The 20,517-nt window shown below is 39.1% G+C and carries 21 protein-coding genes; 14 read left to right on the top strand and 7 right to left on the bottom strand.

Annotated elements, in window-relative coordinates; all coding sequences use genetic code 11:
- Positions 1-53 precede the first annotated feature (53 nt).
- Positions 54-695, top strand: coding sequence for an orotate phosphoribosyltransferase (gene pyrE, locus OOA_RS18095; RefSeq protein ID WP_008913616.1), 642 nt, complete (start codon positions 54-56; stop codon positions 693-695).
- 48 nt (positions 696-743) lie between these two features.
- Here pyrE and slmA read toward each other — a convergent pair whose 3' ends face one another.
- From slmA to coaBC, 3 genes are all read right to left on the bottom strand, one after another.
- On the bottom strand, positions 744-1,343 hold the full coding sequence (slmA, locus tag OOA_RS18090) for a nucleoid occlusion factor SlmA (RefSeq protein WP_008913615.1): 600 nt from the start codon (positions 1,341-1,343) through the stop codon (positions 744-746).
- Between the two features lie 218 nt (positions 1,344-1,561).
- The gene (gene dut, locus OOA_RS18085) at positions 1,562-2,017 is read right to left on the bottom strand and encodes a dUTP diphosphatase (RefSeq protein ID WP_008913614.1); all 456 of its coding nucleotides are present in this window, start codon (positions 2,015-2,017) and stop codon (positions 1,562-1,564) included.
- Entirely contained in the window at positions 1,989-3,209 is a 1,221-nt protein-coding gene (gene coaBC, locus OOA_RS18080) for a bifunctional phosphopantothenoylcysteine decarboxylase/phosphopantothenate--cysteine ligase CoaBC (RefSeq protein ID WP_008913613.1), read from the bottom strand. The genes dut and coaBC overlap by 29 nt, the downstream gene beginning before the upstream one ends.
- Before the next feature lie 178 nt (positions 3,210-3,387).
- On the opposite strand from coaBC, the gene radC reads away from it, so the two are divergent.
- The 11 genes from radC to mutM all read left to right on the top strand — a co-directional run bounded on the left by radC (position 3,388) and on the right by mutM (position 13,191).
- A complete protein-coding gene (gene radC / locus OOA_RS18075; RefSeq protein ID WP_008913612.1) occupies positions 3,388-4,056 on the top strand; it encodes a RadC family protein in 669 nt (222 codons plus the stop codon).
- A gap of 251 nt (positions 4,057-4,307) precedes the next feature.
- On the top strand, positions 4,308-4,544 hold the full coding sequence (gene rpmB, locus OOA_RS18070; protein WP_008913611.1) for a 50S ribosomal protein L28: 237 nt from the start codon (positions 4,308-4,310) through the stop codon (positions 4,542-4,544).
- Positions 4,545-4,555: 11 nt separating this feature from the next.
- The gene (gene rpmG, locus OOA_RS18065; protein WP_004265124.1) at positions 4,556-4,723 is read left to right on the top strand and encodes a 50S ribosomal protein L33; all 168 of its coding nucleotides are present in this window, start codon (positions 4,556-4,558) and stop codon (positions 4,721-4,723) included.
- 198 nt (positions 4,724-4,921) lie between these two features.
- Positions 4,922-5,986 (top strand): lipopolysaccharide core heptosyltransferase RfaQ, encoded by a 1,065-nt coding sequence (rfaQ, locus tag OOA_RS18060; RefSeq protein ID WP_040691913.1) that lies wholly within the window; start codon positions 4,922-4,924, stop codon positions 5,984-5,986.
- 1 nt (position 5,987) lies between these two features.
- Entirely contained in the window at positions 5,988-7,112 is a 1,125-nt protein-coding gene (locus OOA_RS18055; protein ID WP_008913609.1) for a glycosyltransferase family 4 protein, read from the top strand.
- The gene (gene rfaP / locus OOA_RS18050) at positions 7,105-7,905 is read left to right on the top strand and encodes a lipopolysaccharide core heptose(I) kinase RfaP (RefSeq protein WP_008913608.1); all 801 of its coding nucleotides are present in this window, start codon (positions 7,105-7,107) and stop codon (positions 7,903-7,905) included. The genes OOA_RS18055 and rfaP overlap by 8 nt, the downstream gene beginning before the upstream one ends.
- 33 nt (positions 7,906-7,938) lie before the next feature.
- Positions 7,939-8,946, top strand: coding sequence for a glycosyltransferase (locus OOA_RS18045; protein ID WP_008913607.1), 1,008 nt, complete (start codon positions 7,939-7,941; stop codon positions 8,944-8,946).
- An 18-nt stretch (positions 8,947-8,964) separates the two neighbouring features.
- Positions 8,965-10,200, top strand: coding sequence for an O-antigen ligase RfaL (gene rfaL / locus OOA_RS18040; RefSeq protein ID WP_008913606.1), 1,236 nt, complete (start codon positions 8,965-8,967; stop codon positions 10,198-10,200).
- Complete coding sequence (locus tag OOA_RS18035; protein ID WP_008913605.1) at positions 10,193-11,203, top strand: glycosyltransferase; 1,011 nt, start codon at positions 10,193-10,195, stop codon at positions 11,201-11,203. The genes rfaL and OOA_RS18035 overlap by 8 nt, the downstream gene beginning before the upstream one ends.
- A 4-nt stretch (positions 11,204-11,207) precedes the next feature.
- Positions 11,208-12,353, top strand: a complete 1,146-nt coding sequence (locus tag OOA_RS18030; protein ID WP_008913604.1) for a glycosyltransferase — start codon at positions 11,208-11,210, stop codon at positions 12,351-12,353.
- A 22-nt stretch (positions 12,354-12,375) separates the two neighbouring features.
- Positions 12,376-13,191: a bifunctional DNA-formamidopyrimidine glycosylase/DNA-(apurinic or apyrimidinic site) lyase gene (gene mutM, locus OOA_RS18025; RefSeq protein ID WP_008913603.1), complete on the top strand. Its 816-nt coding sequence runs from the start codon at positions 12,376-12,378 to the stop codon at positions 13,189-13,191.
- On the opposite strand, the gene coaD is transcribed toward mutM, so the two are convergent.
- The gene (gene coaD, locus OOA_RS18020) at positions 13,188-13,673 is read right to left on the bottom strand and encodes a pantetheine-phosphate adenylyltransferase (protein WP_008913602.1); all 486 of its coding nucleotides are present in this window, start codon (positions 13,671-13,673) and stop codon (positions 13,188-13,190) included. The genes mutM and coaD overlap by 4 nt on opposite strands.
- 215 nt (positions 13,674-13,888) lie before the next feature.
- On the opposite strand from coaD, the gene waaA reads away from it, so the two are divergent.
- A complete protein-coding gene (gene waaA, locus OOA_RS18015; RefSeq protein WP_008913601.1) occupies positions 13,889-15,166 on the top strand; it encodes a lipid IV(A) 3-deoxy-D-manno-octulosonic acid transferase in 1,278 nt (425 codons plus the stop codon).
- Positions 15,167-15,470: 304 nt separating this feature from the next.
- Positions 15,471-16,946: an ArnT family glycosyltransferase gene (locus OOA_RS18010; protein ID WP_008913600.1), complete on the top strand. Its 1,476-nt coding sequence runs from the start codon at positions 15,471-15,473 to the stop codon at positions 16,944-16,946.
- 315 nt (positions 16,947-17,261) lie between these two features.
- Here OOA_RS18010 and rfaC read toward each other — a convergent pair whose 3' ends face one another.
- From rfaC to rfaD, 3 genes are all read right to left on the bottom strand, one after another.
- Positions 17,262-18,224 carry a lipopolysaccharide heptosyltransferase RfaC gene (gene rfaC / locus OOA_RS18005; protein WP_008913599.1) on the bottom strand — a complete coding sequence of 321 codons (963 nt, stop codon included), beginning with the start codon at positions 18,222-18,224 and terminating at the stop codon, positions 17,262-17,264.
- A complete protein-coding gene (gene rfaF, locus OOA_RS18000) occupies positions 18,224-19,270 on the bottom strand; it encodes an ADP-heptose--LPS heptosyltransferase RfaF (protein WP_008913598.1) in 1,047 nt (348 codons plus the stop codon). The genes rfaC and rfaF overlap by 1 nt, the downstream gene beginning before the upstream one ends.
- 294 nt (positions 19,271-19,564) lie before the next feature.
- Complete coding sequence (rfaD, locus tag OOA_RS17995; protein ID WP_008913597.1) at positions 19,565-20,503, bottom strand: ADP-glyceromanno-heptose 6-epimerase; 939 nt, start codon at positions 20,501-20,503, stop codon at positions 19,565-19,567.
- Positions 20,504-20,517 lie beyond the last annotated feature (14 nt).

Below are 20,517 nucleotides of genomic sequence, written 5' to 3'. Positions count from 1 at the left end.
ATGCATAACGTTATGTTCAATATATTAATGGTAATTATTAAGGAGATTGACCCATGAGAGCCTATCAGCGCGAATTTATAGAGCTTGCAATGACAAAACAGGTACTTAAATTTGGTGAATTTACGCTGAAGTCAGGTCGTAAAAGCCCTTATTTCTTTAATGCAGGGTTATTTAATACGGGGCGTGATTTGGCACTTGTTGGTCGTTTCTACGCACAAGCACTCGTTGAGAGCGCAATTGAATGTGATGTCATTTTTGGGCCTGCATATAAAGGGATCCCAATTGCAACTACAGCGGCGGTAGCGCTTGCTGAGCATCACGATATTGATATGCCATATTGCTTTAATCGTAAAGAAGCCAAAGATCATGGTGAGGGCGGTACGTTGGTTGGTAGCCCACTACAAGGCCGTGTTGTGGTGGTTGATGATGTTATTACTGCAGGCACTGCGATCCGGGAATCGATGGAAATTATTATGCAGCAAAATGCAACGCTAAATGGTGTACTTCTGTGTCTTGATCGTCAAGAGAAAGGTAAAGGTGAGATTTCAGCAGTACAAGAAGTTGAGCGAGACTATGGCTGTAAGGTCTATTCAATCATTACAATGAGTGATTTGATTGCGTATTTAGCGGAACGCGAAGATATGCAAGAACACCTGATTGCAATGAGAACTTATCGCCAACAATATGGCATCTAAGAAAAAAGCCCTCGCCCAAATAGCGGGCGGGGTGAGTAGTATAATCGGTCATTGTAACTGAGCTAAAATTAAAGGCCAGCGTGCTTCGAATTCTACTGTTGGACGGTAACGGAATTCAGAGCGTACAAAACGAGATAACATCCCTTCACAAAATGCCAGTAATTGAGTGGCGAGAAGGGATTCATCATGGCTGAAGCCATGGCCATCACGTATTTTTTTCTCTTTTAATACCTGCCGTAATTGCGATTCAATCCTTTCAAATAATTGATTTATACGTCCTTGAAGCCTATCTTGCTCAAACATAAGTGCATGCCCTGTGATGATCCGGGTCAGGCCTGGGTTTTTTTCTGAGAAACCCAAAATGAGTGCTAAAATAAGCTTAATTCGGGCAAGAGTATCTTTTTCATCATTTAGGATGAGATTAATGCGTGAGATTAATGAGTCTTCAATAAACTCAATTAAACTATCGAACATTTTCGTTTTACTTGGAAAATGCCGATAAAGCGCTGCTTCTGATACTCCTACATTTGCCGCAAGTTTTGCGGTTGTAATACGTTGGCTACCATCACTACTTTCCAACATTAACGCAAGTGACTGTAAAATCTCTTCGCGCCTGTTGCGTTTTTTTGTTATCGCTTTTTCTGCCATGTCTGATAAGACCCCTGCTAAAACAGCAAAACAAACTATCTAAAATTTTGCCCTGAGTAAACAAAAATACAGGGCAAAAAGCAAACAAATAGAGTTTTAGTGGCTTGCTCTATATTGTCCATTCTTTGGTAAACTCACTGGTAACTTTATTGTTATTCCATTATTTAAAATATGAATTTGATTTTACCAGTGAAGCTAAGAGCTGGGGATAACCAAATTTATTGGCGACCAGAGTGACCAAAACCACCAGTACCACGTTCGGTTGCATCAAAATCATCCACAATATTAAATTGTGCTTGTACTACAGGAACGAAAACCATTTGAGCCATACGCTCACCGGGTTCGATAGTGAACGTTTTATTGCCTCTATTCCAGACGGATACCATTAATGGACCTTGGTAGTCAGAATCGATTAGGCCCACTAAATTACCAAGAACAACACCATGCTTATGGCCAAGTCCTGAGCGAGGAAGAATGACAGCTGCAAGTTGTTCATCAGCGATATGGATAGCCAGCCCTGTTGGGATGAGCTCAGTTTGGCCTGGCGCTAAATCAATAGGTGCGTCAAGGCAGGCACGCAGATCTAATCCTGCAGAGCCAGATGTTGCATAAGTTGGTAACGGGAATTCATTACCAATACGGGGATCAAGAATTTTTAGATCGATGTTTTTCATAACGTTGATGTATCTCGTCAAGTAAATAGTGGCTTAATTCAAGTTTACTGCTGTGTGGTAGGCGGACATCGCCAAAGGCATCGAATATATGTAATGCATTGTTATCGCTGTTAAAACCATTATCAGCGAGCGAAACATCATTCGCGCAAATTAGGTCGAGTTGCTTTTGTTGACGCTTCAGACGTGCGTATTCTTCCACATTTTGGGTTTCAGCTGCAAACCCGACTACATAAGGGCGATTGTGTGTTAATTGACCGACACTAGCAACAATATCAGGGTTTTTTACTAATGTAATAACAACCTCTTCACCTTGTTTTTTAATTTTATTTTCAGCAATTGTTTTTGCTCGGTAATCAGCGACGGCTGCGCAACCAATAAAAATATCCTGTTCTGTAACGGTTTGATGTACCTGTTCATACATATCGAATGCACTAATGACATCAATACGTGTTACTCCAGCAGGGGTTGCTAAATTGACGGGGCCCGCTATTAAAGTAACTTGTGCTCCGCGTCTGCTTGCCATTTCTGCAATTGCAAAACCCATTTTCCCTGAGCTGTGATTACTGATAAATCGTACTGGATCTAGATCTTCACGGGTAGGTCCCGCAGTAATCATGATTTTTATGCCTTGTAAGTCAGCTTGTGAACGGAAGTGTTCACGGGTAAGACGAACAATATCTAATGGATTGATCATTCGACCCGGGCCAACATCCCCGCAAGCTTGGCTACCCTCATCAGGTCCCCAAATCATACATTGGCGTTGTTTCAGTCGGATTAAATTTTCTTGTGTTGCCGTTGCACGATACATTTGTTGATTCATTGCAGGCACAACAGCGATGGGAGCAGCTGATGCTAGACAAACTGTGGTGAGTAAGTCATTGGCCATACCAGCGCTTAAGCGGGCAATTAAATCTGCGGTAGCTGGCGCCAAAATGATGATATCTGCCCATTTTGCTAGCTCAATATGGCCCATTGCTGCTTCTGCTGCGGGATCCAGTAAGTCATCAGATACAGGATGACCAGAAACGGCCTGTAATGTTAAAGGAGTAATAAACGCTTTTGCTCCTTCAGTCATGACTACACGAACTACAGCGCCCTCATCGCGTAAGCGGCGGGTTAGTTCAGGAATTTTATAAGCGGCGATACCACCACTTATACCAAGAACTATTTGTTTACCTGATAGCTGTGTCATTGTTCTATCCATCTAATCATCATGAAGAGCATATTATCACATCAGAAAGATAGGTGAGAGTACTGGATATATCATCACCCTTTTATTTTTGCGAAGTGCTACGCAAATTGGCTTTTAATGCATTGTTGCTCTTGGCTTCCGCCTATAAAAAAGAGAAAAGGAATTAGATATGGTGCCAATGATGGAATATGACAATAACTTAAAACCAAGAGAGAAAATGTTAGCGTATGGCGCTGCTGCGTTAACTGATATCGAGCTGTTAGCCATCTTTTTACGTACAGGCAGTCATGGTGAGCCAGTTCTGCAGTTGGCTGAACGGTTACTAAAAGAATTTGGTTCTTTGTATCTTCTGTTGCAGGCAGATTATTCAAGCTTAACAAAATGCAGAGGAATGGGGCTTTGTAAGTTTTCACAATTTCAAGCAATTAGTGAACTAGCACGTCGTTTTTTTGCAGAGCAGTTTTTATATGAAGATGTGATCTCAGACCCAAATCTATTAAAAACTAGGTTACTTGAATTATTTGCAGGGCAGGAGCGAGAAGTTTTCATTGTGTTACTTTTGAATAATCAACATCAGATAATTTGTCATGAAGAGTTATTTAAAGGAACGATTAACCGTGTTGAGGTTCATCCCCGAGAAATCATTCGTTTTGCAATGAAAATGAATGCAAGTGCAGTGATATTAGCTCATAATCACCCATCAGGTAATGCAGAACCCAGCGAAGCAGACAGGCAAGTGACTTTTCGTATCAAGGATGCCTGTACTTTAATGGAGATTAAATTACTTGACCATTTTGTCGTCGGACATAAACATTGTGTTTCATTCCTCGAACGAGGGTGGTTGTAAAATCGTTTTTTTGACTAAAAAATGACAACTTTCGCCGCATTGGGCTTGAGTGGGAACGATTGAAAGCGTATACTACGCCACCTTTGAGGATCTTGGGTTTGGCGAGAAGAGCCTATCTCAGTAAATTTTTTACTAGGATGATAACAATCTTTTCAGTCAATAAAGTTTGCTGAGATGGGCTCCTAAGCCTGACGAGGCGGCCATACCCAGAACAAAGAAGCTCGAGCTGATTAGATTTTTGGAGAATAGACATGTCACGAGTCTGCCAAGTTACTGGCAAGCGTCCAATGAGCGGTAACAATCGTTCACACGCATTAAACGCGACCAAGCGTCGTTTTTTGCCAAACCTGCACTCTCACCGTTTCTGGGTTGAGTCTGAGAAACGTTTCGTAACATTGCGTGTATCTGCTAAAGGTATGCGTGTTATCGATAAAAAGGGTATTGATGTAGTTCTTGCTGAACTGCGTACCCGTGGTGAGAAGTACTAAGGAGCTAAAAAATGGCTAAAGGTATTCGCGAGAAAATCAAGCTGGTCTCTTCTGAAGGTACAGGTCATTTCTATACCACTACGAAGAACAAGCGCACCATGCCAGAAAAACTGGAATTGAAAAAATTTGATCCAGTAGTTCGTAAGCATGTGATCTACAAAGAAGCAAAAATTAAATAATTTTCGCCTTTTTGTGAAAAACCCAGCTTCGGCTGGGTTTTTTTATGCCAAAAATTAATAGATTGGCTTAATAGACATTCAAAACTATATCGATTGTTCTTAAAGTAGTAACATATTTATTATTCATTGAATTAATAGTGTTAGTTTGTGTCAAAGAACTACGTCATTTTGCTTATAGATATAAAATAAGAGTGTCTGGTGAAAAAACAGTTTAAAAAAATTCTTGTAATCAAGATGCGATTTCATGGGGACATGCTGCTGACAACGCCCGTCATCAGTACATTAAAGCAAAACTATCCAGATGCCGAGATTGATGTATTGCTTTATCAGGATACGATCCCCATTTTATCTGAAAATAGCGAAATACATGCCTTATATGGCATGGTTGGCAAAAAAAACAATGGGCTAAGTAAAGTATGTAACTTTATGAAGTTACTATCGACGCTACGCCGCAATAAATATGACTTGGTGGTTAACCTCGCCGATCAATGGATAGTTTCTGCACTTGTCCGCGCAATTCCTGCCAAAATGAAAATTTCACACCAATTTAGCCATCGTAATTCTAGATATTGGCTTAAAAGCTTCACGCATCTGACCGTTCCTCATGGTGAGCATGTCGTGATGAATAATCTCTCTGTCCTTGAACCGTTAAATATAAAGAATCTAAAAACACATTTAACGATGTCTTATTCAGAGCAGGATTGGGAAAATATTAATCAAAAGTTATTGGAGCTAGGTGTTCACAGTAGTTATGTTGTGATCCAACCAACTGCACGTCAGATCTTTAAGTGTTGGGACGATGAAAAATTTTCAGAAGTCATCGATGCGTTACAAGCCCGTGGCTATCAGGTTGTGTTGACTTCAGGACCAAGTAAAGAAGATTTGGATTGTGTTGGTAACATCGCTTCAAATTGTAAAACCAAGCCGATCACTGAACTAGCCGGTAAAACATCGTTTCCAGAGCTTGGAGCTCTAATCGCACATGCTGCATTATTTATTGGTGTTGATTCTGCACCTATGCATATAGCAGCAGCGGTGAAAACACCGATAGTATGCTTATTTGGTGCGACTAATAATGTTTTTTGGCGCCCTTGGAGCGACAATGTTGAGCAATTTTGGGCCGGGGACTATGAACCTATGCCACCAAGAGAAGAGCTTGATAGAAATAAAAAATATCTTTCTATCATCCCAGCATCTGATGTTATAAAAGCAACAGAGAAGGTGCTACCGATGAATATTCGTTCAATGATGACAAGGTTTTAATATGATATTGGCATTTTGTCTGTACAAATACTTCCCGTTTGGTGGTTTACAACGTGATTTTTTGCGCATCGCACTAGCTTGTCAGGCAAGAGGCCATCATATTCGTGTGTATACTCAATCTTGGGATGGTGAAATACCTGCTGAGTTTGAGGTAATCATTGTTCCCGTAACATCACAAACGAATCATGGCCGTAATGCCCAATATTGCGCGTGGGTGCATCAACATATAAAACAATATCCAGTTGACCGTATCGTGGGTTTCAATAAAATGCCGGGACTGGATATCTATTATGCTGCGGATGTCTGTTATGCCGAAAAAGTGGCTAATGAAAAAGGATTTTTCTATAAACTGACGCCGCGTTATAAGCATTATGCCGCATTTGAAAAAGCGGTTTTTCAAGCAGGGAAACCAACCAAATTATTGATGTTAACGCCGCATCAAATTGCCCATTTTAAAAAGCATTATGCTACGGAAGAGCATCGTTTCTATATGCTGCCTCCTGGTATTGCGCAAGATAGAAAACACGACAAACAGATCCCCGATGCAAAACGTATTTATCGTGAAAAAAATCAAATATCACAATCTGCATTCTTATTACTACAAGTAGGTTCCGATTTTAAACGCAAAGGTGTTGATAGAACGTTAAAGGCGATGGCGGCATTGCCTGAGAGTATCAAGAAAGATACCTTACTGATGGTTGTTGGGCAGGATAAACCGGCTAAGTATCAGCATTTAGCTGAAAATTTAGGCATTGGTCATCAGGTTTCATTTTTTAGTGGGCGTAATGATGTTGCTGAGCTTATGGCTGCGGCAGATATATTGATGCATCCCGCCTACCAAGAAGCTGCGGGTATTGTATTACTTGAAGCAATTACAGCGGGTTTACCTGTGATTGTGACTGAGGTATGCGGATACGCGCCATTTATTGTACAGGCGCAATGCGGAGCTGTTATTAATGAACCCTTTACGCAACAGGCATTAAATAATACGCTTTCAGAAAGTTTGCAGAATAAAGAACAATTAAAAAATTGGTCTGAAAAAGCGAAGAATTATGCTGATATCGAAGACCTATACAGCTTACCCGAAAAAGCGGCTAATATTATTTTAGGAAACCTAGATGATTGAACTTAAAACACCGTTTAGTGAGCTGTGGAAAAACAAAGATCCATTTGTTGAAACTGAGCGATTAGAAGGTGAAGTTTTTCGTCAACTAGAAAGCCGAAAAACATTACGCTTTGAGCTAGAAGGTCAGAGTTATTTTATTAAAATTCACCATGGTACGACGCTGAAAGAAGCATTAAAAAATTTATTTTCATTGCGTTTACCGGTACTTGGTGCAGATAGAGAATGGAATGCAATACACCGTTTAACTAAGGCTGGTGTTGATACCATGGATGGTCGTGCATTTGGCCAGAAAGGGTGGAACCCATTACGACGCGATTCATTTATTATCACACGAGATTTAACACCGACAGTGAGCTTAGAGGATTACTGTGCTGATTGGAATAGTACTTCTCCTGATTTTAAAATCAAACAGATGTTTATTCGCCGAGTCGCCGAGATGGTGCGTAAAATGCACTCGATAGGAATTAACCATCGTGACTGCTACATTTGCCACTTTTTACTTCATCTACCTTTTACCACCGGTAATGAGTCAGATTTAAAAATCTCAGTAATCGATTTACACCGAGCTCAGCTAAGGCAGAAAGTTCCTACTCGTTGGCGTGATAAGGATTTGATTGGGCTATATTTTTCATCATTGAATATTGGGCTAACAACAAGAGATATCTTTCGATTTATGAAGATTTACTTTGAGTTACCGTTGCGAAAAATTATACGGAAAGAGCAAGCGTTGATGGAGAAGGCAAGCAGTAAAGCCCAGAAAATCCAAATGCGTACAGAACGTCGTGGCTTATAAGTAAGCGAAGAAAAATATTTTTTGAGAGGCTATATGGCAATTGAATTTGATAACATGATAAAACAAGTTATATCCGTTGGAACCTCTGATGTTGATATATCATCATATTTTCATGTAGCTTATGGTATTGATCAAAATTTCTTGTATGGTTGTGGTGTATCTATTGTTTCACTACTAATTCACAATAAAAACATTAATTTCTCTTTCCACATTTTCATTGATGATTCAATAAATGATAGTGATGTCGTAAGATTTCGAGAAATCTGTTCTCAGTATAATACTCTGCTCACTATTTACATTATTGACTCTAATAGCATTAAATCTCTGCCAACAACTAAAAACTGGACACACGCTATTTATTTTCGATTTATAGTTGCTGAATATTTTATCAATAAAATTGATTATTTACTCTACCTTGATGCTGATGTGATTTGCAATAATTCTATTGATGAACTTACTCATTTGAATCTGGAGAATAAGGTTGCAGCAGTTGTGACGGAAAGAGATAAAAATTGGTGGAAAAAAAGAGCTGATAATTTAGGGTCTCCTTCGGTTTCTAAAGGATATTTTAATAGTGGTGTCATGTATGTGAATCTAATAGCTTGGAAAGAAAATAATATTACAAACGAGTCAATGGCTTTACTCGTTGATGAAGATCTTGCTCAAAGAATTAGTTATCCAGATCAAGATGTATTGAATATATTGCTATGTGATAATGTAATTCACTTAAGTGGCGTTTATAATACCCAATTTAGTTTGAATTATGAACTAAAGAAGACGTTTGATTATCCCGTAAAAGAAAACACTGTCTTCATTCACTATGTTGGACCGACCAAACCTTGGCATGAATGGGCCTGTTATGATACCGCTAAACCTTTTTTGAATGCGAAAAATGCATCTCCATGGAAAAATGTTCCATTATTAAAAGCTAAAAGCAGTAATCATTTACGGTATTGCGCAAAGCACAAGATAAATCAAAGAAATTTTCTCCCAGGATTAGGTATGTATTTGAAATACATATGGGTTAAATTTAGTCATTAGCTAAAAAGTTGGAAAGTTATGTCATTTTTAGAGCGAAATGAAGCAGTCGTATCGAAATATAATAAAGTATTGATTTTTTTATTTGTATCTTTGTTTTTTGTCGAAAATGTTACGAGATATAAGCACATACTATTTTACACAATGGTAATAACAGCATTGTGTTATTTATTTTTAGATACTAAAAACGTTATACAGCGAATAAATAAAAAAATATTTATTTTAACCGTGATATTCTCCATTATCTCCTATATATCAATAAGTTATTCTATTGAGCAGAGCATATCATTAAAAGCTATCAATAATGTATTCTTAAATTATGGAGTGTTATCATTAGCACTTATATTCCCAATTCTTCTTTATAAAGAGAGTAAAGGTAGTATATCTAATTTGTTGATTATAAGTTTTTGCTCAGGATTAGTGGTTATTTTGCTTGTTGAGTTAATTCGTTACTATATCGCATATAACAATGGGGTTCTTCCATTTACGACATACCAATTTAGAAGTGTTTCTGATGCCTTGGTTTTTTATTTTCCTTTGATTTTAGTGCTTTGGTATGTTCTTCCTAAATCAAAACTTTTTTATTTTTATGTGTTGAGTTTACTTTTTCTATTTATTCTTCTTGGAACTTTATCTCGAGGAGCATGGGTTGCTGTCGCGATTTCTGCAATGATTTTCTTTTTATTTAAACGTCCTTGGAAGCTGATAGCTATTGGCCTAACATTATCGATTATTGGAGTTATTTCATTAAAAGTGAATGACCCTCAGCATACTGAAAAATTATTTTACAAGTTGGAACAAACTGATAGTAGTTATCGATATAAAAACGGAACACAAGGTACTGCACTTGAACTTATTATGATGAAGCCACTAACTGGTTATGGGTTTGGTGATAAAGTTTATGCTAAAAAATATAATAGTGAAGTTGATAATCATCCAGAATGGACATTTAGGAAATCTATCGGCCCACATAACATTTGGCTTAGCATTTGGTTTTCAGCCGGTATTTTAGGTTTATTATCTTTCTGTATTCTTTTTATATCAATGTGTTATTGCTCTTACAAAGAAATCAAGAATAGCCAAGGTAATAAAAATATTTACTTTGCGGGTATCATCTTATTCATAAGCTTGCTTGGTTTTTATCTTGTTAGAGGAATGTTTGAGCAAGTTAACTTAAAGCCATTAGGCATTTTAATTGGTTTTTTAATAGCAATGATGAACGCTAGCCTTGTCAATAATGAGTCTAAATATGAATAACATAATTTTAAATAAACATGTTTTTAGCACGACTAATCATAGTGCTAATAGTGAATGTCTAGACATCATTTATGGGACAGATGAAAACTATCAGCTTGGTGCTGGAGTTTCTTCTGTATCCTTATTGCTTAATAATCCAAATACTGATTTTCGGTTTCATTTTTTTTTAGATACGGTAACAGATGATTTTTTAAACAAAACAAAGTCTATTGCTGAAAAATTCTCCACAGAATTCATTGTTTATGAATTAGATAGTAGTGAACTAAAAAAACTTCCAGCCTCGGATGTTTGGTCATCTGCGATGTATTTTAGGCTAATTGCACTTGATTACCTATCTACTGATTATGACTATGCTTTATATCTTGATGCAGACGTTATTTGTAATAGTGAACTTAATTTAGATTGTAATCTCATTAGCCAAGTAGTTTGTGGTGTTATAGCAGATGACCCATCGGTAAGATCTAAAAGCGGCTCTAGGCTTCATACTCCAGAATTAACGGAAACCTATTTTAATTCAGGTGTTATGTTTATTAATTTGAAGCTGTGGAAAGAGCAAGAAGTTACTAGTCGCTGCTTTGAATTACTCTCTAGATCTGATGCCAAAAAATTATATAAATATCCTGATCAAGATGTTTTAAATCTTCTTTTAGTTAACAAGCAAGTTCAACTTGATAAACGATTTAATACAATCTACACCTTAAAAAATGAGTTGTATGATAAGACTCATGAAGGGTATAAGTCAGTAATAACACCGAATACAGCTCTTATTCATTACACTGGAATAACAAAGCCATGGCATAGTTGGGCAAATTATCCATCTGCTCAATCATTCTATACGGCTCTAGAGGGTTCACCATGGTCGTTAAGTAATTTAAAGTCAGCGACTAAATTTGTTGAAAAAAAGAAAGAGTATAAGCATTTGCTGAAGCAGGGGAAATTGGTAAGAGGGTGTATTTCAGGTATCAAGTACTTATCAATGAAAATTATAGGTGTGAAATTATAATAGAATGATTAATAAAATAATTTTTACAGTTACACCCATTTATTCGATTCCGCCTAAAAGCGCTGCTGCTATTGAATCATGGATGTACAACGTTGCAAAAAGATTTGAAATAGAAAATCGGATTGTTTGTATCCAAAATAAAGGTTATTCCAATTACGCTTATGTCAATGAAAAATGTACCATTGAGCGAATAAAGTTTGGCAGAATTTATACCCGTGTATTTAAAAAATGGACAAGAATAGACCCTTACTCATATGCTGATCGAATCTTAAACATCAAAAGAAAATTTGCTCATAATGCTCATGATGAGAGTGTTATTTTCATCCATAATGATATTAAGTTATTTAAAAAAATAATAAAAAAAGAGGGTCATAAAAACGTTGTGTTGCATATGCATAATTTTTTTTCTCCTCAAAATATACCTGCAGATATCAAACTGATTGTTCCGAGCCGCTTTATGTACAATTGGTTTAGAGATCGTTTACCTGAAGCCTCGATTGAAATTGTAAGAAATGGCTTTGACGCTGATGCATATGCTTTACCTCCAGAAATTAACCGTGAAGATGTTGGCTTAAATGTACAAGATAAAGTTATTCTGTTTGCGGGAAGAATTGCACGCGATAAAGGCTTATTGGAGTTAATGCATGCTTGTAACATCATTTTTAAACGTCATCCTAACTATAAATTGGTGGTCGTTGGCGATCTTGATGCCGCTCAAAAAGGTGAGAATGCTGAATATCAGAATGAAGTTAAAACCTATGCTAAACAATTAGGTGAACAATGTATTTGCTTAGGAAGCGTTCATCCTGAAAAAATTCGTCACTTTTATTCAATCGCAGATGTAATTGCTGTACCTTCTATAACGAATGAACCTTTTTGTATGGTTGCCCTTGAGGCAATGGCATCAGGTCATCCTGTTATTGCTAGCCAAAGAGGTGCAATGGTTGAATTTGTCACACATAATGAAACAGGTTTTATATTTAGAGAGCCATTAACAGCAAGCAGTATGGCTGAAGATATTCATAGTGCCTTAGCCCACCCTAATGCAAATGAAATAGCGAAAGCAGCTAAAAAATATGCATATGATAATTTCACGTGGGAAATTGTTAGGGATGAGCTAGTAAGCGTTATTAATAAATGGTATCCATGATTTGTAAGTAGAGAGCTTATTCATGCCCGAACTACCCGAAGTTGAAACCAGTCGCAGAGGTATAGAACCTCACTTAGTGGGTAATTCCATACAATATGCGGTTGTGCGTAATAGCCGGTTACGCTGGCCAGTATCCGAGCAAATTAAAAGCTTATCTGATGAAATTATTTTAAGTGTTCAGCGTCGTGCTAAATATCTGTTGATTGAGCTGAAAACAGGTTGGATTATTATCCATCTTGGCATGTCAGGCAGTTTACGCATACTAACGGAAGAATTACCTGAAGAAAAACATGACCATGTCGACCTTATTCTTCGTGATGGCAAAGTCCTGCGCTATACCGACCCTCGGCGCTTTGGTGCTTGGTTATGGTGTGATGATCTGAATACAAGCTCTGTATTGTCACACTTAGGGCCGGAACCTCTTTCCGATGAATTTAATGCTCAATATTTATTTGAGCAAGCATCCAAAAGAAAAATCGCGATTAAGCCTTGGCTGATGGATAACAAGGTAGTGGTGGGTGTTGGAAATATTTATGCAAACGAAGCTTTATTTGCGACGGGTATTTCACCAGAAAAAATTACCAATACACTGACACTTAATCAGTCGTCAGCATTGGTTGAACAAATTAAAAAAGTGTTACAACGTTCGATTGAACAAGGAGGAACGACGTTGAAAGACTTCCTTCAGTCGGATGGTAAGCCTGGTTATTTTGCTCAGCAACTCTATGTGTACGGTAAGAAAGGTGAACCTTGCGCTGTTTGTGGCACGTTAATTCAGAGTATCAAACAGGGCCAACGTAGCACCTTTTATTGCCCACAGTGTCAAAAAGCAGATTAGGCTTTATTCATTTTTTTCAGCATTGCCTCAGCCACGATCGGCGGTAGAAAAGAAGAAACATCGCCATCGTGAAGGGCCACATCTTTTATTAATGATGATGAAACAAAAGAAAGGCTTTGAGACGGTAACAAAAAAACAGTTTCTAATTCAGGGACAAAGTGGCGGTTCATATTCGCGAGTTGCCACTCATACTCAAAATCTGCGACAGAACGAACACCACGAATAAGAATGTTTGCACCGTGCTTTTGTGCAAAGGTCGCCATCAATTCAGAAAAACCGACTACCTCAACATTATCTAAATGTGAAGTTACCTTTCTTGCAAGGTCTACGCGCTCTTCAAGGGTAAACATCGGGCTTTTACGCTGACTATTGGCGATAGAGAGAAGAACATGGTCAAACATCGCCGCTGCACGAGTAACAATATCAACGTGTCCTGAAGTGATCGGGTCAAAGGTACCCGGGTAAATAGCTTTATGTTTCATGGCGGTGATATCTCATTGTTTGTTAATACTTATTTAATTAATTTAAATTAAGTAAGATATGCGTAGGTTCAACAGTATCGATTATTCAGGGTTGTTGCAACTGACGAATGACCGTTTAAGTTAATTTTAAGGTGAGTTTTAGGTGTATATTCTGCACACCTTCACGAAAGGTTTATGTTAAGATAGCGCCAATTTTGGTAAGTGAATCAGATCGAATGTTATTGCGTTTATATCAGGTACTCCTTTATCTCATCCAGCCACTCATTTGGATTCGCTTATTATTGCGAAGCCGTAAAGCGCCCGCGTATCGTAAACGTTGGGGTGAACGTTATGGCTTCTGTGCCGGCAAAGTTGAACCCGGCGGGATTTTACTGCATTCAGTTTCAGTTGGTGAAACATTGGCAGCAGTGCCGTTAGTCCGAGCACTTCGTCACCATTATCCGTCACTTCCTATTACCGTGACCACCATGACGCCTACTGGCTCTGAGCGAGTTGTCTCTGCATTTGGTGATGACGTTTATCATGTTTACCTTCCTTATGATCTCCCAGGCTCTATGCGCCGTTTCCTAAAACAGGTTGACCCCAAATTGGTCATCATTATGGAAACAGAGTTATGGCCAAATATGATCAATCAACTTCATCGTCGCAAAATACCGCTGGTGATCGCAAATGCTCGTTTATCTGAGCGTTCAGCTGCTGGCTACCAAAAATTAGGTAATTTTGTGAAACGTATGCTGCGTAATGTCACTATGGTAGCGGCTCAGCATCAAGAGGATGGTGAGCGTTTTATTCAGCTAGGTTTAAGACGAGTTCAATTAAACGTTACGGGCAGTTTAAAGTTTGATATTTCAGTGACTCCAGAGCTTGCAGTCAGAGCAGTAACTCTGCGTAGGCAATGGGCTGCACATCGCCCAGTCTGGATTGCAACGAGTACTCATGAAGGTGAAGAAGCTCTTGTTTTAGAGGCTCATCAGCAGCTCCTCAAGCGCTTTCCAGACTTATTATTAATTTTAGTTCCTCGTCATCCTGAGCGTTTTGCGAAAGCAGAAGAATTAACCCAAAAAGCTGGGTTGAAGTTTACTCGTCGCAGTGCTGGCATTATCCCTGCATCAGATGTGCAGGTGGTAATTGGCGATACTATGGGCGAATTAATGTTGCTGTATGGAATTGCTGATCTGGCATTTGTTGGTGGGAGCCTAGTTGAAACTGGCGGGCATAATCCACTAGAGGCAGCGGCACATGCATTACCTGTTCTGATGGGACCACATACCTTTAATTTTAAAGATATTTGTGCGAAGTTAAAACAAGCAGACGGTCTGATAACAGTCACGGATAGTGAGTCAATGGCACAAGCCGTGACCAGCCTTCTCTCTGATGAAGATTATCGCTTGTATTACGGGCGCCATGCTGCTGAAGTGTTACATGAAAATCAGGGCGCATTACAAAGGTTATTAAAATTACTACAACCTTATTTGCCACCAAAAGAGCAATAAATTTATACCTGAGTTAGTTTCGTTTATTATTTAAATATCACTCGAATTAACTTGGGTATTTATTTTTGTTATATATCAATTTGTTTTTAGCTGCGTTATACACAGATAATGTCTAATTTAGATGAGTTAACTTGAATAAAACCACAATAAGTACTGACTAATTGTCTCCCTTTCTTATTATTCGCTATAAACTATAGTAGAATCCATCGCTTAATTGTTATTCGCACTATTAGGCTTTTCTTTGAGAAGACATCTAATACGCCTAATAGATGACAGCTATTTTTACTTAACTATTTTAAGACCTATGCCTGCAATCAATCAATCAGCATCAAATAAATATGTTTATTTATGGGTCATTGGCTATGCCATTGCATGGATCATTGCCAGCTTTTATTTAGACCCAACAGTTCCTTATGATACGGTTGAGGCCGTGAATTGGGGAATGAATGGAGAATGGGGATCACCTAAAAATCCTTGGTTTGTTGGTGCAGTTATGTGGCCTGCCATTCATTTAGGGATATCCTATAGTTTTTATTGGTATTTTATCCATTTTGTCGGAATTGCATTTGGTTTAGTGGGCGTTTGGAAGCTCGCATATTATTTAACAGGGCGTCGAGACTTAGCTTGGTTTGCGATGCTGATGTTGAATTTATCTGGAGTCATTAATTTCGATATCATTCCTTATAATGATAATTATATTTTAGTGACCTTTTGGGCTTGGATAATTTACTTTTTCTTGCGAGCTGTGTATGAAAATCCGGCTTGGTGGCTACTTTTTGCATTATTTGCCGGCTTGGCAACCATGGGGAAATACTCGACTTTATCGCTTGTAGGCTCAGTATTTCTATTAACGCTATTTGTTAAGCAAGCTCGCCAAAGTTATCGCCATCCTATTTTTTATTTAGCGATAGCCCTTTGGTTTGCCATTGTATTGCCTAATTTCTTTTGGTTAATGGCGAGTGATTTCTCTGCTTTTAAATGGGTCGATTCACAAATTGATCCAGGTTTTAATCTACACACAACTCAAGCCGCATTAAGCGTATTTTATCCTTTGGTTATTGCTGCGGTTATTTTATATAGCTGTGGTGGGAAGATTGGTTGGCCGAAAGCACTTGCTAACCGCATGGCTAACTTTTTGATTTTATTTCCATTAGTAGTGATTTACGGTTGGTTTTCTTTCCATGATGGTGGTCGTATAACCGAATGGCTTCAACCGTTCATGGCGGTATGCGCACCTTTATTTGTTGGCTCAATAACAGTAATGCCGAAAAAAACATTAAAAAAATCATTGATAGGCTTGGCGATTTTCGGTGGTGTTATCTTGTTAGGCTATTGCATCGTACAGGCTGCAAATATTCGTGGAGCAGGACAAAAATTTATTGGTGTAAAAACTCTCATTGCAGAAGGTGAACAACGTTGGTACCAACGATATGGTGTGCCTTTAAACTATGTGGGTGGTGAAGATAATTTGTATCAGTGGTTTATTGTCTATGGGAAAGACCGGCCTCATGTCATACAACCTTGGACATTAGAACATCATATGCCACCTAATGTGTATAACCGTGGTATTACAGAGGCTGAGATCCGCCAGCATGGTGCATTATTACTTGGGCAAAAATACGATGATTGCGCACATGAAAATTTTGCTAAAATGCGTAAATACTGGCCACAGTTTACTATCGAAAAAGAAGATGTAATTTATCGTTCAGAGCCAGATGCCAACCTAGAAACCATGTGTTTTGGGTTTATTGCACCAGGCCAGCAAGTTACATCGCAATAATACTTAGATGCCAGTCAAATAGAATAAAAACGGCCCTCGGGGCCGTTTATCTTTGAAGGTCGATTTTTATTCGAATTACACGTCTTTAGTTAAGACAAAAAGAAGCAAGGCGAGTGGACTTGGCAAGAGCCGCTCAACACAGCGAAAAATTACGTTTAATCGAACCCGAAGGGCGCTTTCCTTTACGGTTTGGGGTTATGATGATGTTTTTTAATAACCTCAACCGGTAGAATGAAACTAATGTCATTTCAATCAATTGGTGCAGTAAAAATAAGCAGCAAAGGTCAACATCCCCTAATACAGTTAGCCATTTTTTTATAGGCAATTTTTCAATTGTTCAAAAACCACTTCTGGCGTGATGTGCGCCATTAAATTATCGGTCGACTTTATTTCGTGTTGCTCTTGGCCATAACCACCAATTAATCCGGGGTCTGTTGGGCCGAATAAGGTAAAGTTAGGCTTATCTAACGCAGCCGTTAAATGGCTGAGGCCAGTATCGACAGAGACAACCGCTTTAGCATTCGCAATTTGCTGTGCGACTTCTGCTAAGGTGAGTTTTGGCAAGACCTCGACAAAATCAAATCCATCAGCTAACCGCAATGCTCTTTGATGCTCATGCTCTGCGCCCCAAGGTAACTTTATTTTTAAGCCACTTTCTGCCATTAATAATATCAAACGACGCCAATGTTCTTCAGGCCAATGCTTATCATCTCGAGTTGTTGAATGCAAAAAGACCACATAACCACTTTGTTGCTCGGTCGAGGTATGTAAAAAATGCTGGGCAATCGCATAGTCTCCCTGACTTTTCGGACAGGTGTAACCTAGGCTATCGGCGAATAACTGACGAATGCGTTCAACGGCATGTTGTTGTTTGCTGATACGATAACGACGATCGTAAAATAGGCTGGCGATAGGTTCACGGATGCTATGGCGGTCATAGCCATGTTTTGTACCATGAGCAAGTCGAGTGACTAATAAAGCACTTTTCAGTAAACCTTGCGCATCAATAATCGCATCATATCGGGTTGCTTGTAATTTCTCGCGAAATGCCGCACGTTCGGCTCGGATCGGTGCAGAAAACCAATTTTTACGCCAACGTCTAATTGCCACAGGGATCACCTGATTAACCGCACTGTGCCATGTTGGGATCTGTGCAAAACCTTCTTCAACGACCCAATCAAATTGGATATTAGGTAGAGCTTGCTGAGCATCTGTTAATGCGGGTAGGGAATGTAAGATATCCCCCATTGAAGATGTCTTCACTAAGAGTACGCGCATTAATCGATACCTATCTGTAAACGGGTCAATGCATCAATCACTAATTGGGGTTGGATATCAATCAAACTTTGGTGATAGCCGCTTTCGCCACCGCCTTTACGGACTTTATGATAGCCACTAATTAAGCGGATCACTTCCGCCTTATCAGATAATGGTGGAGTAAAATCGGGACTACTTGGCCCATAGAGTGCGACGAGAGGTTTGTCTAAAGCTGCCGCAACGTGCATTAATCCCGAATCATTACTCACTACGGCTTGGCAGCCACTAATCAGGTTTACGGCTTGTTCTAACGAGGTTTTTCCTGCAAGGTTAGTACAATGTTCGCGTGCCGATTCTGTTAAGCTTTGGCGAATATCTTCACCCGCATCATGGTCTTTTTGTGAACCAAATAACAGAACTTGAAAGCCTTTTTCGCTGATCAATTGTTCTGCTAGTGCAGCATAGTGATAGTGAGGCCAACGTTTTGCTGGACCAAATTCAGCCCCCGGACAAAAACCAATAATAGGGCGAGTATTATCAAGGTTAAATGCATTGTTCGCGTCAGCGACTTCTTGTTGGTTGATTGCTAATTTAGGCCACAAAATAGGTTCGGGGATGTCAGTTGCGCTATGAATACTTTGTTTATCATAAGCGAGCGCAACATAACGTTGAACCATCAGTGGAAAAGCGGCTTTATCTAAGGTTCGGATATCATTAAGCAATCCATAACGCATTTCACCGCGCCAGCCGGTTCTTTTGGCTATTTTGGCAAACATTGGAACTAAAGCAGACTTAAATGAATTGGGTAGGACAATCGCTTGGTCATATTTGTTTTCGCGTAGACTAATACCTAGCTTACGACGTTCACCAATAGCCAACGCACCATGGCCCAATGGCATTGGGATTGCAGCGTTCACTTCAGGCATTTTCGCCAGTAAAGGGCGACACCATTGTGGCGCCATGACATCAATCTGAGCTTCAGGATATTGAGCTTTTAAAGTGCGATATAAGCTCTGCGACATCATCATATCCCCAACCCAAGAAGGGCCGATCACCAATATTTTCATAAAGTTTACACTAGGGCCTACTGACCTTTTAAGTTTACCGCGATGGTTAAATATAAATTTAAAAATTGCGGCGATAAATATTAGCGTTGATATGAAGATATCAGTGCTAATGAGGCACGTAATCTAAAGAAATAGATATCCTGTGTGTTTCAAGTTGCCATTTCCCTACATGCCATGCGAGAAGATAGTTTATAAATGGTGCTGCAATCAAGCAGAGAGGTTTGTGACAAACCTCTCGCGGATTAAAACATATTTATCTCTAATAACGACTGGCCTTCAGAAAGGCCAATCGTCCTAGTCTTCTTTATTCAGCCACTGCATATATTCTGCGACACCTTCTGCGACCGTTTTAAATGGTGCTTTGTACCCAGCGGCGCGTAACTTAGTCATATCTGCTTGGGTGAAGCTTTGATAACGGCCTTTGAGTTTTTCTGGAAATTCGATGTACTCAACGGACACATTTTTATCTTTATGAAATTGCGTTACAGCATCAGCAACTGCTTGGAAAGATTCTGCTTCACCCGTTCCGCAGTTAAAGATCCCTGACACATTGTTTTGCCAGAACCATAAATTGACTGAGGCTACATCGCCAACATAAATGAAATCACGACGGAAGGTTTCACTGCCTTGAAACAGTTTTGGGTTCTGACCTTCATTGATTTGTGTATTTAGGTGGAAAGCGACACTAGCCATGCTGCCTTTATGTTGTTCACGTGGCCCATAGACATTGAAATAACGGAACCCACAGACTTGTGATTGTGCTTCAGGCAGAATATTACGCACATATTGGTCAAACTGGAATTTAGAGTAACCATAGACATTTAGAGGTTTTTCGAATTCTCGCTCTTCAATAAAGCTATCACTACGACCGCCATAAGTTGCCGCTGAAGAAGCATAAAGGAAGGGAATTTCACGCTCTAAACAAAAATGCAGTAACTCTTTTGAAAATTGATAGTTGTTATCCATCATATACTTGCCATCCCACTCAGTGGTTGATGAACAAGCACCTTCATGGAATACCGCGTCGATATCGCCAAAATCATCCCCTGCAATCACGCTGAGAATAAAATCTTCTTTATCAATGTAATCTGCAATATCGAGGTCAACAAGGTTGGAAAACTTAGTACCATCTTTCAGGTTATCCACAACTAGGATATCAGTACGGCCTGCGTCATTTAATGCTTTGATAATGTTGCTACCAATAAAACCAGCTCCGCCAGTGACAATAATCATCGGGCATACCTCAA

The sequence above is a fragment of the Providencia burhodogranariea DSM 19968 genome (assembly GCF_000314855.2).
Classification (GTDB): Bacteria; Pseudomonadota; Gammaproteobacteria; order Enterobacterales; family Enterobacteriaceae; genus Providencia; species Providencia burhodogranariea.
The sequence above is the reverse complement of the archived record's forward strand: the minus strand, read 5'-3'. Positions and strand labels throughout refer to the sequence as shown.